Origin of the sequence: uncultured Veillonella sp. (assembly GCF_963551295.1) — a bacterium.
GTDB lineage: Bacteria > Bacillota > Negativicutes > Veillonellales > Veillonellaceae > Veillonella.
In genome coordinates this window covers 1-15,977 of sequence record NZ_CAUVFT010000002.1, presented here as the reverse complement: position 1 = coordinate 15,977, position 15,977 = coordinate 1, and the positions used below count along the sequence as shown (strand labels likewise).

The 15,977-nt window shown below is 42.3% G+C and carries 14 protein-coding genes; all 14 read right to left on the bottom strand.

Going from position 1 to position 15,977, the window contains the following annotated elements; genetic code table 11:
• Positions 1-45 precede the first annotated feature (45 nt).
• Positions 46-492 (bottom strand): 50S ribosomal protein L9, encoded by a 447-nt coding sequence (rplI, locus tag RYO55_RS00525; protein WP_004694699.1) that lies wholly within the window; start codon positions 490-492, stop codon positions 46-48.
• Positions 489-2,516, bottom strand: coding sequence for a DHH family phosphoesterase (locus RYO55_RS00520; protein WP_314983676.1), 2,028 nt, complete (start codon positions 2,514-2,516; stop codon positions 489-491). Before RYO55_RS00520 ends, rplI begins: the two co-directional genes overlap by 4 nt.
• 17 nt (positions 2,517-2,533) lie before the next feature.
• The gene (locus RYO55_RS00515) at positions 2,534-3,493 is read right to left on the bottom strand and encodes a DUF2232 domain-containing protein (RefSeq protein WP_314983674.1); all 960 of its coding nucleotides are present in this window, start codon (positions 3,491-3,493) and stop codon (positions 2,534-2,536) included.
• 193 nt (positions 3,494-3,686) lie between these two features.
• Entirely contained in the window at positions 3,687-5,855 is a 2,169-nt protein-coding gene (locus RYO55_RS00510; protein WP_314983672.1) for a ribonuclease J, read from the bottom strand.
• A gap of 395 nt (positions 5,856-6,250) precedes the next feature.
• A complete protein-coding gene (locus RYO55_RS00505) occupies positions 6,251-7,327 on the bottom strand; it encodes a DUF805 domain-containing protein (protein WP_314983670.1) in 1,077 nt (358 codons plus the stop codon).
• Between the two features lie 12 nt (positions 7,328-7,339).
• Positions 7,340-8,137, bottom strand: coding sequence for a uracil-DNA glycosylase (locus RYO55_RS00500; protein WP_314983668.1), 798 nt, complete (start codon positions 8,135-8,137; stop codon positions 7,340-7,342).
• 343 nt (positions 8,138-8,480) lie between these two features.
• Positions 8,481-9,254, bottom strand: coding sequence for an ABC transporter ATP-binding protein (locus tag RYO55_RS00495; protein WP_004698211.1), 774 nt, complete (start codon positions 9,252-9,254; stop codon positions 8,481-8,483).
• Positions 9,255-9,265: 11 nt separating this feature from the next.
• Positions 9,266-10,018, bottom strand: a complete 753-nt coding sequence (locus RYO55_RS00490; RefSeq protein ID WP_314983666.1) for an ABC transporter permease — start codon at positions 10,016-10,018, stop codon at positions 9,266-9,268.
• 10 nt (positions 10,019-10,028) lie between these two features.
• Complete coding sequence (locus tag RYO55_RS00485) at positions 10,029-10,982, bottom strand: ABC transporter substrate-binding protein (RefSeq protein WP_314983664.1); 954 nt, start codon at positions 10,980-10,982, stop codon at positions 10,029-10,031.
• A 322-nt stretch (positions 10,983-11,304) separates the two neighbouring features.
• A complete protein-coding gene (locus tag RYO55_RS00480; RefSeq protein ID WP_314983662.1) occupies positions 11,305-12,936 on the bottom strand; it encodes a glycosyltransferase family 39 protein in 1,632 nt (543 codons plus the stop codon).
• An 11-nt stretch (positions 12,937-12,947) separates the two neighbouring features.
• Positions 12,948-13,535 carry a DedA family protein gene (locus tag RYO55_RS00475; protein WP_004694680.1) on the bottom strand — a complete coding sequence of 196 codons (588 nt, stop codon included), beginning with the start codon at positions 13,533-13,535 and terminating at the stop codon, positions 12,948-12,950.
• A gap of 252 nt (positions 13,536-13,787) precedes the next feature.
• On the bottom strand, positions 13,788-14,576 hold the full coding sequence (locus RYO55_RS00470) for an ABC transporter ATP-binding protein (RefSeq protein ID WP_314983660.1): 789 nt from the start codon (positions 14,574-14,576) through the stop codon (positions 13,788-13,790).
• Positions 14,573-15,574, bottom strand: coding sequence for an iron ABC transporter permease (locus RYO55_RS00465; RefSeq protein ID WP_302497986.1), 1,002 nt, complete (start codon positions 15,572-15,574; stop codon positions 14,573-14,575). The genes RYO55_RS00470 and RYO55_RS00465 overlap by 4 nt, the downstream gene beginning before the upstream one ends.
• Positions 15,558-15,977 (bottom strand): ABC transporter substrate-binding protein (locus RYO55_RS00460; protein WP_314983659.1); only part of this gene is annotated, 420 nt, incomplete at its 5' end. The genes RYO55_RS00460 and RYO55_RS00465, both read right to left, overlap by 17 nt.

Here is a 15,977-nt window from a genome sequence, read left to right as displayed (position 1 = left end):
ATGGATAAAAGAATTCACCATACTCAAAGAGCATGGTGAATACTATTATTCGGCTACTACATTAACCTTGATAGTACTTGTAATTTCAGGATGAACACGAACTAATACGTCATGTACGCCCAATGTTTTCAATGGTTCTTTGATTTCGATTTTCTTTTTATCGATATCTACTTTATATTGAGCTTTAGCAGCATCGGAAATATCTTTAGCAGTAACGGATCCGAATACACGGCCTTCTTCGCCCATGCGAACTTTTACAGTTACTTCAACCTTAGTCAATTGAGCTGCCAAGATCTTAGCTTCGTCATTTGCAACAGCTTTATTATGAGCAATGGATTCTTGTTTTTGTTTCGCATTATTTACGTTAGTTGCTGTACCTTCAAGGCCGAGGCCTTTTTTGATCAATACATTGCGACCATATGCATCGCTAACTTCAACGATTTCGCCTTTTTTACCAACTTTTTTAACGTCTTCTAACAATACTACTTTCATTGTTGTTCCTCCTCTTGTTCTGCGGAATGAAGCGCCTCAAGAGCATGCTCCAAGATGGCCTGCTTTGCTTCCTCTACGGTCATACCTTGTAATTGAGCACCCGCCACAGTTCTGTGACCGCCACCACCCAAGGCTTCCATTACAACTTGTACGTTTACCTTGCCTTTGGATCGAGCGCTGACGCCGATACCGCCGTCATTCAAGGAATATAGTACAAAAGCTGCTTCAATATCTTCATTACTAATGAGCATGTCCGCACTTTGTGCAGCCAACGCCATCATATCCTTCAAACCTTCAGGCGCTACGGAAATAGCAATCCCTTCAGTACGACTTGCTTCAAATACCATTTTAGCACGCAATTGGATAGAATCGAAGGTTTCAATAAATAATTGTTTAACTCTGTCGATATCCGCTCCTGCACGGCGCAAGAATGCTGCTGCCTCGAAGGTACGCGCACCAGTTTGTTGGATAAAGTTCTTTGTATCTAATACGATACCTGCATAGATACCTGTGGCTTCCGCTTTTGAAAGCTTCACAGGAACGCCTGCATATTGTACAAGCTCTGTTACGAGTTCAGATGTGGACGATGCAGTTGGTTCCAAATAGGTAAGCAATGGATTTTCCACAAAGTCTGCTGCACGACGGTGATGGTCGATAACAATACGTCGTTCAGAAATTTCAAGCGCCTCTTGAGCCGCTACCATTTCTTGACGGTGCGTATCACACACAACAGTGAGCGTATTCGCATCTACCCATACTCTTGCAGCTTCTGCAGTAATAATATTCTCTTGCCAGAACTCTGACTCGTTAAGAACATTCACCATTTTATCAATGGCGCTAGTTTCTTTTGAAAGCGCAATGCGCACGTCTTTACCAAGTGCTCGAGCAATGGCAGCTACACCGATAATGCCACCTAAGGCATCATAGTCTTCGCGCTGATGTCCCATAATAAGGATCTTATCAGAATCAATCATAAGCTCATGGATCGCTTGAGATACAACACGAGCACGAACGCGCGTATTCTTCTCAACGCCTGCCGTATTACCGCCAAAGAAGCGCGTACTTTCACCATCCATAATACACACTTGGTCACCACCGCGACCTAATGCAATATCTAAGGCTGCACGAGCACGGCCAGATACATCTTTCACAGAGCCTACATTTTCACTAATACCAATGGAAATCGTAGCTGGTACTTGACGAGGAGATGGTACTTTACGGATTCGTTCGAGCACTTTAAAACCATCTTCCTCCATCTCATGAAGCGCACCACGAGAAATGGCAAAGGTATACATATCATCTTGGAAGTTACGAATAAAACCTTCGTAGCGGTCAATTTCATCCATGATGATATTATTTATATCTGTCCAAATACTAGTATACTCACGATCACTGAGGCCTTTCGTCAATTCTTCAAGATTATCGATTTGAATCATGCCCCATACAGGCTGTCCCTCTTCCGCTTTAATACGGGCTTTTTCTAGGTCTGTAATGTCCTTGAAGTACAATGCCATCACTGCATGTTCCGCAAGTTCATCTTTACTATCAATATCTGATCGCGTATCCCGAGGATCGATAAATTTATAAATAATTTGGAAGTATCGATTTTCATATTTTTCCGTCATATATCCGGACTTACCCCAGATTTTATCGATACGGAAACCAGGTAACAACGCAGACATTTTTTGAAGCTTATTCCAATCCACCTTAACCCAGTCAGCAAAAACACTGTTATTCCACACCAATGTACCTTGTTTATTAACAAGAACAATCCCCATTGGCAAATTTTGTAAAGCAAAGTTAGAAGCTTGTGTGACATTCTTCATCATCGCACTAAACTGTTCTCTTGCTAAACGACGCCGGTTATGAAGGGTATTATAATTAACCAAATACGCCGCTACTACAATGATTAATGCTAAAATCGCAATAGCCCAATTTAAATAGGCCAACAATAATAGCAATAATACGAGAACGGCAACAATGGTAATTTCTAAACCTTTCCATCTCCGTTGAAAGGATTTCATAACGGCCTCCTTTCTTATTAAGAGCTACGTTTTTCGAAACGTGCTCGCATATCTAAAAACATATCAATAATACCATAAAAAACAAGACCATAAGGACTCATTATATATAAGAAAAAAAGAATTAAAAATTGAAAGAACCCATTTACTCCGTAAGTTTTCATAACTGCCATTAAACAGGTAATACCATTAATTAAGCAAATAAAAGAACCTACAAAAGCAATATTCATCCCGATGTCTTTAAGCAAACTATTATCATATCCAATATAGGATAATCCATAAATAATAATAATCCCTATAGCTAAAATACCAGCACCCCAAATTGGCATACGCCATGTAGCCATTGGCGGTAATTCTCTATGAACTGTATTAGTCCGACGGCCAATATAAGATACTAATTTAGCCATGATGTACGTTATGACAGAGCACGCACAGAACCACAATGACAACATCATACGTTCTGCCTGAGCAAATGAATAATTGAGTTGCTGAATCATCGTATCAATCTGTTCTTGCGGTGCCGATTGTTGTCGTATAGACTCAATCATAGCTTCTTTTAACTCATTATTTACATTTTGTCCTAAGGTAATAAAATCTACAGATGCAAAACTATTAGCAACCACCAATTGTAAGAGGCCCATACCAAGCAATACAGCGGCAGGCACTAATATTAACTTTCTAAAAGACCAGTTTGCTCTAAAAGCTTCACCCAAAAATATACTCGGCAATGAATATATTAAGATTGTAGACATAGCAATTAATGGACCAAGAAAGAGTGTTACTAACATGAAGGCTACTATTGAGGAAGTACAGCTATATCTACTACCCCAACGGATACCAATGATAGAAACACCTGCTGGAGCTACCATAGTTGCTAGAAAAGCTGTAAACGGCATGACTGCCCCAATTATAGTCAACATAGCAACGATGGTCGATACAAATGCAGTTTCCACCATCGCTCTTGTATTTGTTTTATTCATAAATCACCATTCTTACATAAGAAGATATATTAATTGGTATCTTTTAATTATAACAGTTTAAAAGGGTAACTTCAAATACCCCATATAGTAGACGAATGCGATAGCAATGCTATTAATGGTAGTTTTTATTTCTCTTTCAAAATGCCAAAAGTACCACACCTTGAGGTGCGGTACTTTTCTGTATTATATAAGATTATACATCTTGAATAATCGGCAAGATCATAGGACGACGACGGGTTTTATCATAGAAGAATTTACCCAATGCATCGCGTACGTTTTGTTTAATTGTTGTCCAGTCTTTGATGCGTTGCATTTCGCAATCTTCAAGAACTTGTTCTACGCGGCGTTCTGCAGCAAGCATGAGTTCTTCTGCGTCACGAACGTATACAAAGCCACGAGATACGAGGTCTGGACCAGCTACGATAGTACCGGAAGCTTTGTCCATCGCCATAACGACAATAACCATACCTTCTTGTGCCAATTGTTGACGGTCACGGATAACGATATTACCTACGTCACCAACACCAAGGCCATCAACGAAGATAGCGCCAGCTTGTACGCGGCCACCTTTGCGACCACCATCTTTATCGAATTCAAAGATTTGACCATTATCCCCGATAAGGACTTTCTTAGGATCTACGCCCATGGCCACACCAAGTTCACCATGACGACGCAACATACGGTACTCACCATGAACTGGGATAAAGTATTCCGGACGAACAAGGTTAAGCATTGTTTTAAGCTCTTCTTGGCTCGCATGACCAGATACGTGGATACCACGGTCTTTACCGTATACCACATTACAACCTAAACGAAGCAAGTTATCGATAGTTCTACCTACAGCACCTTCGTTGCCTGGAATTGGTGTAGCAGAAATGATAACAGTATCATTCGGAGCCAATTCTACAGTACGATGGTTGCTTGTTGCCATACGGGACAAGCCTGCCATCGGTTCACCTTGAGAACCAGTTGTTAAGATCATGATTTGGTCATCTGTGTAGTTGTGCATTACGTCTACGTCGATGATTGTATTTGGTGGAATATTCAAGTATCCGCGCTCTTGGGCAATTTCTGTAACATTGACCATGCTACGGCCCATAACTACAACCTTACGGTTGAACATAACCGCCGCATCAATAGCTTGTTGGATACGGGATACGTTGGATGCAAATGTTGCCAAAACAACGCGGCCTTTTGCTTCTCCAACAGCTTGTTTAATCGCAGGGCCTACGGAACTTTCAGAGCCGGTAGTACCTGGTTTTTCTACATTTGTAGAGTCCGATAATAGCGCTAATACGCCTTTGTTGCCAAGCTCAGCAAATTTGTGCATATCCATCAAACGGCCATCAACAGGAGTTTGGTCAATTTTAAAGTCCCCTGTATGAAGAATTGTTCCGATTGGTGTATTAAAGTATACAGCGCAGGAGTCAGGAATGGAGTGATTTGTTTGGATGAAACCAACAGTTACTTGACCAATTTGAACTTCATCACCGGCAGCAATCGTACGAAGACATTTTGGAGATACCTTATGTTCTTTAAACTTGCCTTCAATTAAGCCGCAAACGAGGTTTGTTGCATATACTGGGCAACTAATTTCTTTCATAAGGTACGCCAAAGAGCCGATATGGTCCTCGTGACCATGAGTAATTACGACAGCTTTCACGCGATCCTTATTCTCGATGATATAGCTCATATCAGGAATAACGATGTCTACGCCAAGCATATCTTCACTAGGGAACGCAAGACCAGAGTCAAGAACGATAATTTCGTCCTCGTATTGGAAGATGGTCATATTTTTGCCGATTTCACCAAGACCACCTAGTGGGATGATTTGGAATTTGCCCTTGTTGGCGCCATTTGGCGTACGTCCCACTAATTCTACTTGTTCTTCTTGATTATTCCAACCTGTAGAACGGTTATTTGAGCGGTTATTATTGCGGTTCTGACTATTTTGGCCATTGCGACCATTATTAGTACGCGCATTACGTGTATTTTCACCACGCGGTGCACGAGTTTGGCGAGTTTTGCGTTCTTGACCTTCACCTTGTTCCGCATTGCGACGTGTATTTGTACGGCGAGTCGTATTAGTACGGCCACTATTCGCACTTGTACGAGTATTTGTAGAACGGCGTTGGCGTGTTGTGCCTTCACCTTCACCAGCTGTTTGTTGACGAGTACGACTTTCGCCAGCAGGGCGGCGTGTATTTGTACGGCGACGCGTTTGTTTTTGCTCGCCTTCAGTCGCAGCTGTAAGAGTAGCGTTTTTTGCTACTGTCGGTTCTGCTTTCACTTGCGCAGTAACCTGATTATCTGTTGTATTCACAGTTCCTCCTAAAATTTTGTTCATTAATTTATTTAACATAGTTTTTCTCACCTATCACTTGAATTGATCTATGCCACGAGGAAATGTCACACAAAGAAAAAGGCGCTATTATACTAGCGTCTCGTCAAATGGGCGCAAAAATGCGCTATCAAATTTTGCCGTTCCTAGTTTGTGTGCCATTTGCCGCAGCAAATGAGTATAGTGCACTATCAGATGCTTCAACCGCAAGAGACCTCTGTTTTTATCTCAATCCGATACGCAGTGCAATATAGTCCGATCTGTTTTGATGAAAGCCTCACTTTCATACGTTGTGCTCATTATAACATAAAAACAACATAAACAAAAGAGTTCTACGCTTGATTCATTAAAAGTAACATAAAATTTTACTACTACTTAAAAGGGCGGCTCAAATTGAACCGCCCCAAAGCATTTCATTATTTATCATCTGGCATACTTTTATAAAACCCTTCAATATGCCATTCGCCATTTTCTTCGACGAGAGATATGTAGCGTGTCATGTGCGCAGCCTCAACCGCGCCATCTCCGGGTTTAGTGACTTGCAGATCCGCTTCGTAAATGATGCGTTTCATGCTATTTATACGACTGATACGACTCGTGCCTAAGGACCCGACAACCACCTTCGGCGCCGACATCATAGATTCCATCCATTTCTGCTTTTCTACGGGATTCGTCTTAGCCTGATTGGTAACATAGGTGAAAGCCTTATCATAGTTCTTTTCATTGACGGCGTCAAAATAACCGTGAACAACATCCCGTGCAGCTTCATCACTGCCTTGACCGACGATGATATTCGTAAACCATCCGCCCGGATCCAGTTCATTTTCCGGGCCCATATAACGAGTCGAAACACTGCATACACAGATAGCACTCACCAGCAATGCAACGAGAATTCGAGTAGTGAAAGCGCTGCTCGTAGGCGATACTTTCATAATAGATGCCAACCGTTTATCGATAATGATGTTCCTCAACGCCTCACCATATTGATTGGCCTTCGGTTCGCCTTTCTTACACAGTAGAACAAATAGAATAATCGGTCCGATGAAAGGAATTAAGATTAAAAACAGATGGTCACTGCTTTTACCGGTATCATGAAGGCGACGGATGCATAGAGAGCCCAACGGAATCAACGAGACAAGACCGATGATTGTCACTAACATCCATGCCAACAGGATTAAATAAATACCTGTATGAAGCACCACCGTAAGCCCATAAGAAAGGGCCAGAATTCCAGCGATAACTAAAATCCACATCAAAAAGAACCGCAAAAATTCCCCTCTGGACGCACGGCCATCTGAATTCATAAATTTGCGGCCCACCACATGGAGAAATGTATCCTTATAACTTAGCTGATAATGAGCCAAAGGATAGATAATTTCCCCTTCCGGTGCAATTCGCTCAACCTCAACCAGTGTCGTATACTGACCGCATTTAGGACAGAACATAGCTGCCTCGTCACAATATTGACGGCAAGAGTCACAATAACGTTTCATATCTATTCTCCTCTATCTCAATACGCGCTCTACAGCTTTAGCAAAGCCTTCACGATATAAATTAGCTCCGCCGTTAGCAGGATGTCTAAGTCCGATAGCGGAAAGACCAAATCGACCCATCGTGTCAGCGGATTTTTGTCCTACCGCGAGTATGAGAGGCTCAGGTCCACCTAATTCAGCGTGTAGCTCCAACAACCGGTTCGTATAGTCCCAACCCAATTGTTGTTCTATCTCTGTTGGTGTTCGGTTAGTAAGCGGTTCACCCGACTTATGAGGGTGAAAGGGAAATATATTCCACAGCAACGCATCGTACGGATCAATACCTTGTTCAATGATTGCGCTCCACACCACCGTGTCTGTAGGCTCGTTAAAACCTTGTTCCTGTTGAGTGCGCTTCAACATTGAACTCGTAGGTGAACTGGTCCGCTGTAACGTAATAGGCGTTATCTGATGAGCTCGAATCGCTTTATGTCTATCCAATAACATACGTTCACAAGTAATGGCAATGCCCGAAAAGCGCCCGCCTTGATACCCAACCGCTTCAGCTACCACAAAGATGTTAGAGCGACCCAGCCGAGGCAACAAATATGCTATCAAATTATTGCGACGTACCTGAGCCGCATCAAAATTGGGTTGAATGATTTCTAGTTCAGAGTTTACCTCGCCCCACGGATTGTGGGTAAGCTCACCCCTGTATTGACCGAGCCAATCTACAAACTGCTGTACTTTTTCCACTCGCTTCACATCAAACGACGCAAGATATACATCAAAATCCATCGTTTTTGCTTCATCTAATTCAAATAAGGACATAGTCCCTCCAAAGTTTATATCCTACAAAACCATACATTAAGCACTTCTTTATATACTGTATTCTTTATATATTGTATTTCTTTATATGCTGTATTTATACACTATAACTTATATAACTATAATACTATCGATATATCTATAATACCTAATGATTACACATATTGCATAAGAATAATATTGTATTCATATTACCATGTATTTCTGAAGATTTAATGCAGAATATAAATGAATTTGATGCAAAATATTGATGGATCTAATGTAGAATCTCGATATATTTGATACAGAGTATCCCTGCAAAGTAGACGAGGAAAGTAGCTAGGAAAAGATTGTATATAAAAATCGCTTAAATATAAAACTCGATTTTGTCTTCTTTGGCAAGTTGGAATTGTTCAAATATGTGATTTCGAATATTGACGAAGGATGCGGAGGTCCTGTCCGTCCTATCGATGAGATTGACGGGGATGATCGTTTGCACCCGTCCCGGATTAGCGGCTAGGACCACAACGCGGTCCGCAAGGACTACAGCCTCTTCGATATCATGCGTAACAAATACGACCGTTTTACCCTCTTCACGGCAGATGCGGGAGATTTCGTCCTGCAAATTGATGCGTGTCAACGCATCGAGGGCCCCTAGCGGTTCATCCATAAATATAATATCCGGATCGACCGCTAGCGCCCGCGCAATGGAAACACGTTGCTGCATCCCGCCGGACAACTCCGCCGGATAGCGATTCCGAGCATGATCGAGCCCCACCATTTTCACGTATTTATCGATGATAGCAGGTCGCTCTTCCTTCGGTACATTCTTGCTTTCAAGGCCCAGTTCAATATTGCTTTCCACCGTTCGCCACGGTAACAGTCCGTAATTCTGAAAAACCGTTACATACCGCAATTGGGGTGCTTTCACCTCTGCGCCATCAATAGTAATAGAACCCGAGGTAACGAGCTCAAAGCCTGCCATAGCATTTAAAAGCGTGCTTTTACCGGACCCGGAAGGACCTAAGAGACAAATAAATTCACCTCGTTCAATATCCAGATTAATATTCTCAAGGATGGTGAGCGGTTCTCCATCTTTCATAAATTCCTTGTGTGCATTGCGCACCGAAATGTAACCCATGCGTCCACCTCCTATTTCTCAATGCCCCAACGTCTATAAATCCATTTTTCGATGAGGGACACGCCCCAATCGAGCAAAAGTCCCACAAAGCCGATTGTTAAAATCGCCACCATCAGGAGATCGTTGCGCAAATTGTTCCGCATATCGATGATGAGGAATCCAAGACCCGTCTGGGAACCTACCATTTCCCCCGTCACCAGGAAAATCCACGCCGTGCCGAGCGCGATGTGAAGTCCTGATGCAATACCGGGAAACACGGCGGGCAATACAATTTTAAATAACAATTCCGGCTGCTTGATACCAAAATTTCGAGCCACCTTGATGTACACGGGATCGATATTTTGAATCGCGGACACCGTGGACAATAGAACCGGGAAAAACGCCGCAATAAAGATGATAACGATGGCAGGCGCCTGTCCGATACCGAAAAACAAAACGATAAACGGCAACCATGCCACCGGCGAAATAGGACGAATCACCTGAACGATAGGATTAATATAATTCCAAATGCCCTTATACCAACCTAAAATAAGGCCTAAGAATACACCGGCTACGACGGAAATGATATAGCCGATGAAAAAGCGCACCAAACTGTCCGCAATATCCTTGAACAATACGCCGTCCCCGATGAGTTCCCCGAACCCAAGCAACACCTTGTACGGCGTCGGCAGCAAGGCTTCGTTAAATCCGCCGATGCAGACAACCAGTTCCCAAATCAGCCAGACCGCGATGAACGCGCCCGGCACATATGTGTATTTCTTCATGGTCTACCCCCTATGGCAATAGCGATGTATCTACAAACTCCGAATAACTCGGCACCTTTTTAATCAAATCGACATGGGTCATGTGATGCACGAGCGCATTATAACGATCCTCGGTGAGGGCCAAATCTCCAAACCCAATTACTTGCAAGGAACGCTCGATAACAGGATCCTTAAATTTCATATATTTCAAGGCAATCTCCTTTTGCGCCTCAGGATGCTCATCTAAATATGTACCTGCATCGAGATAGGCTTTTGTGAAAGCCTTCGCCAAGTCGTGATGTTCATCGACGAATTGACCGTTGAACACGAGAGCACAGCAGATATTGTCATGCCATAAGTGATCAGGGTCTTCAAAGACCTTCCCGGCTCCCATTTCTATGGCAAGAGAACCGAAAGGCTCAGCCACACTATATCCTGCGATTTGACCGACCGACAATGCGGACGGCATTTCGGGAGGGCTCATCTCCACTATCTGTACGTCCCTCTCGCTAAGGCCTGCCCGTTCAAGCATGAGGTCTACGAGAATCTTTTGTGTAGATTGCTTATGAGGGATGGCAAAGGATTTGCCTTTCAAATCCTGTACAGAGTTAATATCGTTATTTACAACGATAATGTTGCCTTCCGTATGACCTAATGCCACTGCACGCACATCAATTTCCTGTTCACGAGCCTTTACGCCCAGCTCAACGAGAACGGCTGCAGCATCTACTTTACCGGTGTTGAGCGCATCCATGAGTTCCGGCCAGGAACCGTATTTAACAAGCTCTACATGGACAGGACCATCTGCCGTCTCCAATTCCTTCGTAGCAAATACGGGCAGCGCATGAGTAATCGGTAAATACGCAACGCGCACAGTTTTTAATTCTTGGGCGGTCTTCGGTTTACTGTATTCATGATAACCATACGTCAACCCACTTACTACCAACAGCACGATAGCAGTGATTAGATACCAAGTTTTTTTCATAGTGTCCCCTCTTTCTACCTCACAACAAGGGGCGTTTATGACTCATGTCACTTTTTCGCATTTTTCTAAACCTTAGATGAAATAAGGCTTTAGAACACCTCGTCTTTTAAACTTAATATAACCTACTATATCAATATGTATTAATTATGTCAATAAATCATATTAATATTGTAGGTATTATTATTTATGTACGAAAAATATCAATATGCACAGAATCATATTCTCTTTAAACAAGCATTTAACTAAGAATGACAAACATAACAAAAAACAGGTAGCATCCGTTGAATACTACCTGCTTTTAATGTTTATTAAGTTTTCACAATTATTTGAATAAAGTCTTTTTATTTAATATGTAAACTTCAGATGTACCGGCTTCACTAGACTCAGATACATGTGGATAAATGGAGGACTGACGGAAATGCTTAATCTCCCCTTTAGGAACGATTAACATAAGTGGCTTACCAGATTCGATAGTCTTATTAAATTCCTCTTCACTTACTTGTTCCATAAGATATTTCTTCTGCCATTCAGCGCTACGTTTTTTCAATTTATCTCGATCATCCCAGCGACTTTCATCACCATTAATCTTGATAACCTTATGCCCCGTATAATACACAACAGCCGTACTATAGCCATTATAGTAATAGACATCTCCTTCATAGGAGTCCACTACTGGAACAACATCAATATTACTACGCTGCTTAACAAATGGCTCTAAGCCTTCCATAACAACTATAGAAGATATAACCATCGTACCAAGTACAATAATTGTAACTAAACGATATCCTCTTCTCGTATACCACGCATAGAACATAAACAATATTGCCATAGCAACCACGACATAGAGCAAGCAATAAAAACCCCATGGTGCGAAAAAAGAACCTGCCACATAAGCAATCCACAGAAGTAACGTCGGCCCCATAATAATCCATTTTAAGGCTCTAGATTTGCCTTTGCGAATAAGCTTCATAACGCCCAAAGCACCGATAGCACTAAATGGGACTAAGCTAACAAAGGTATATAGAGGGTATTTTGTTGCCATCAAGGTGTAAAATAGCACAATTCCAACACCCCAGGTCATATTATAGATAAACCCTGTATGACGTTGTTTGAAACCATCGATTATGCCGTAAATAACAGCACCTGTCCACGGCATAGAGGCGCCAAGGAAGATAGCGAGGTAATACCACCATACGTTATCTTCCGGATGTTCCGATTGAGTAGCACGAGTCACATTGTGAAGCCCTAAGAAGCCATTGATAAAGTCTTGACCATGAACACTGTACATGTACACATACCACGGCAAACAAACTACACAAAAAGCTAAAATGCCACGCCAATCAAAGATAGCTTTCACCATAGACCAAGAACGATTAATACCTGCAAAGACAAGTAAAATCATACCAGGCAACACAATGGCTACCGGACCTTTAGTGAGTACACCTAACGCAGCGAATACATAAGCTACAATCATGGCATATGGTTTCTGTTCCACCAGACCCTTGTAAGAGTAAATCATGACCATCAATGTCGTATAAAGGAGCACCATATCTGTAATAACGCCATGAGCTACGGTCCAGAACATGAGAGATGTGCCTAGAACGGATGCCCCAATGAGACCAAGCGCCCACTTACCGCTCATGGTACGCGTAGATTGATACATGGTCGCCACCGACAAAGCACCGAAAATAGCACTCGGTAGGCGCACCACCCAATCAGCAATTCCAAAGACTTTAAAGCCAAGAGCAATGAGCCAATAAATCATGATTGGTTTATCGTACCAATAAGTACCATAAATCTGCGGAGATAGCCAATCACCAGAAAGAACCATTTCCTTTGCCGTTAACGCATAATTAGATTCAACGGGATCTGTAACAGGCAACATATTATTGCCAAACATATAAAACACTAGCCACACAATAAATACAACTGGTGTTAATCGAGAGAGTTTCATAAGGGGTCTCCTTATCGACGATTACGATAGTATCTAAAGCCCAGTACTGCAGCTATAATGACAAATACAACGATCATACCAATCAAGAACTCATGATTGTACTCGATAAGGTCTTGCCAATTTTCACCAAGTACCTTGCCTAAGTAAACGAGCAAAATCGTCCAAGGAATCGTACCGAGTACCGTCCAGATGATGAAATGCCACATGGGATAGCGTGCCATTCCTGCTGGGAAGGAGATAAAGGTACGAACACCGGGTAAAAGTCGACCAAAAAATACAGCTACACCGCCATATTTATTAAACATCTTTTCTGCCAGTTCAAATTTATGTTCATTAAAAAATATATATTTACCATATTTCAATAATAAAGGGCGCCCACCATGCTCACCCATCCAGTAGGATACTATAGAACCAACAATCCCTGCTAAGATACCTACCACCATTGTCGTATGCATATCAAATATGCCTTGAGCTATCAAATACCCCGCAAAACCAAGTACGATTTCACTTGGAATAGGCACGTTAGCATTTTCTAGAACCATTGCAATAAACATGGCCGTATAGCCATATGTTTCCATAAACGAAATAATATATTCCACTATTTTACCTCACTAAAAATCCCCATCCGGGTTCTATAATGTACTTATTCTTGTACATCGTTTCGTGAAAGTTTCACCCAACCATTTGGTATACCATATATTTTACCATAATAAAGAGACCCTCACCACAAGTGGGGCCTCTTTAAGGTATAAACAGTATGCGATTTTCACAATAGTTTTTTTTGCTATTGTGTACAGCTCATTAAAAACAACTAACAATTAACTAGCTATACGGCATCTAAACTTCTCTGTTTAAGCAAGACCATATGGTACACATATAGGACATGTTTCTTCACTACGAGGACTTTGTAAAATATCCGCTTTAATGCCGAACCAATTTGCTAGATTCTCTGCAGTCATCATCATATGCGGAGCTCCATCACCGACGATAGCCCCCTCTTTGATGGCAATAATGCGGTCACTATAGCGCAAAGCTAGATTCAAATCATGTAGCACCATAACGACCATAATATTTCGTTCCCGCTGTGTCCGTTTAACCAGTTCCATCAATTCAATTTGATGACGACTGTCGAGATAGGTAGTCGGTTCATCGAGGAGTAAAATATTTGGTTCTTGAGCCAAACTTAACGAAAGCCATACGCGTTGCCGTTCACCGCCGGATAATTCCCCTATGTGCCGATACCGATATTTCCATACATCTGTACATTTCATCGCCTGCTCCACAGCAGCTAAATCCGCATCAGATAGTTCCTTAAAAATCGATACATACGGATTTCGTCCAGATCGAACCAACTGCTCAACTAACATTCCTTCAGGGGCTGTCGTAATTTGCGGCAACAAAGCTATATGGCGCGCTAATTCCTTTGTATTCCACGAATGTAAAGATTTTTCATCCAGCAATATGGTGCCTTGTTTTAGCTTAATAAGTCGGGCCAAAGCTTTCAAAAACGTTGATTTTCCCGAACCATTTGGACCGATAATAGATATTATTTCCGGTTTATCAAAGACGATGGATTGATTTTCCAGTATCAATCGTTTTCCATAGCCTACCGTTATATTATCGACTGTTAACACACTCATCTTCGCCCCACCCCTTTCAATAGATACAAGAAGAATGGAGCACCCAAAAAGCTCATCAGTACGCCTACAGGGATTTCACCAGGCGCAATCATCATGCGCGCCAAAGTATCGGCATAAACAATTAATATGCCACCAAAAACCATAGACGTAGGAATCAAATAACGATAATCCACACCTACAATGAGACGCGCCACATGAGGCACGATAAGGCCTACAAATCCCAACATTCCCGACACGCTCACCGCTGATGCGGCTAATAAAGAAGCTAATACGAGTAAGGACAATCGACATCTTTCAACATGCACACCTAAAGTGCGCGCCGTATCATCGCCTAAACTAAGCAATGTAAGCCATCTGATAGATATCATAGATCCAATAATTCCTATAGCCGTATAAGGCCAGATCATCATTACATCATCCCAGCTGCGCCCTACAAAACCACCTGCCATCCAGCTCACCGTTCCTTGAACACGATCCGGATAAAATACGGATAGAATCGTATTAAATCCGCCGAAAAAAGCAGCTACAGCCACACCGGCCAAGATAAGGCGCAACGGATTGAGCCCACCTTGCCAAGAAATCCCATAAACCAAAAACGATGCTGCTAACGCACCAACAAAAGCGCCAATAGGAACAAGCATAACGTAAGTAGGCATGAGAATCATAATAATCATAGCCGCCAAAGCACCGCCAGAGGTAATGCCAATAATTCCAGGATCCGCCAAAGGATTTCGCAAGATACCTTGTAAAATCACGCCAGCTAAGGCAAGATTCATGCCCGCTAAAAAGCCCACTACAACACGTGGTAAGCGTATAGTCATGATAATTTGACCAATTTTCGATGTGTCGCTACCCGTTATGATTTGGTATAGTTCGCCCCAAGTTAATGGAACAGCGCCCAATTTCATACTCAGCAACACACCTGCTATTAACAGAATCAGCGCGGCCACAAAAACGCGTAAGCCCCGACGTTCCTGCACATTAATGAGATTGTCCATATAACACCTTTTCCGCATATAATAACACTTGATCCATTCGAGCGGTCGGCACCGACGCAAACAACGGACCTGGCAAGACCTCTATATTCCCATTAGCAACAGCAGGTACATTCTGCCATGCCGGCGTTTTAAAAGCCTTTTTAAAAGCTGCTATATCTTTCTCACCGCTACTGCCATGATTAATCAAGATAACCTTGTCACAATCAAGAACTGCCATCGTCTCCAGATTAAGCGGAATATATCCATCCAAAGCATTCTCCGATACATCTTGCGGCAAATATACATCAGCCACATTTTTTGCCCCTAATCTTTGAAAAATATCTCCCACATATGTTTTACTGGAGGCTAGTTGGTAACTTGTAGGTGTCCCAAAAACGATGAGGACACGCGGTGCCGACTCATC

Coding starts and splice junctions, on each gene's coding strand:
- rplI (WP_004694699.1), bottom strand. CDS start 492: ATGAAAGTAGTATTGTTAGAAGACGTTAAAAAAGTTGGTAAAAAAGGC.
- RYO55_RS00520 (WP_314983676.1), bottom strand. CDS start 2,516: ATGAAATCCTTTCAACGGAGATGGAAAGGTTTAGAAATTACCATTGTT.
- RYO55_RS00515 (WP_314983674.1), bottom strand. CDS start 3,493: ATGAATAAAACAAATACAAGAGCGATGGTGGAAACTGCATTTGTATCG.
- RYO55_RS00510 (WP_314983672.1), bottom strand. CDS start 5,855: ATGTTAAATAAATTAATGAACAAAATTTTAGGAGGAACTGTGAATACA.
- RYO55_RS00505 (WP_314983670.1), bottom strand. CDS start 7,327: ATGAAACGTTATTGTGACTCTTGCCGTCAATATTGTGACGAGGCAGCT.
- RYO55_RS00500 (WP_314983668.1), bottom strand. CDS start 8,137: ATGTCCTTATTTGAATTAGATGAAGCAAAAACGATGGATTTTGATGTA.
- RYO55_RS00495 (WP_004698211.1), bottom strand. CDS start 9,254: ATGGGTTACATTTCGGTGCGCAATGCACACAAGGAATTTATGAAAGAT.
- RYO55_RS00490 (WP_314983666.1), bottom strand. CDS start 10,018: ATGAAGAAATACACATATGTGCCGGGCGCGTTCATCGCGGTCTGGCTG.
- RYO55_RS00485 (WP_314983664.1), bottom strand. CDS start 10,982: ATGAAAAAAACTTGGTATCTAATCACTGCTATCGTGCTGTTGGTAGTA.
- RYO55_RS00480 (WP_314983662.1), bottom strand. CDS start 12,936: ATGAAACTCTCTCGATTAACACCAGTTGTATTTATTGTGTGGCTAGTG.
- RYO55_RS00470 (WP_314983660.1), bottom strand. CDS start 14,576: ATGAGTGTGTTAACAGTCGATAATATAACGGTAGGCTATGGAAAACGA.
- RYO55_RS00465 (WP_302497986.1), bottom strand. CDS start 15,574: ATGGACAATCTCATTAATGTGCAGGAACGTCGGGGCTTACGCGTTTTT.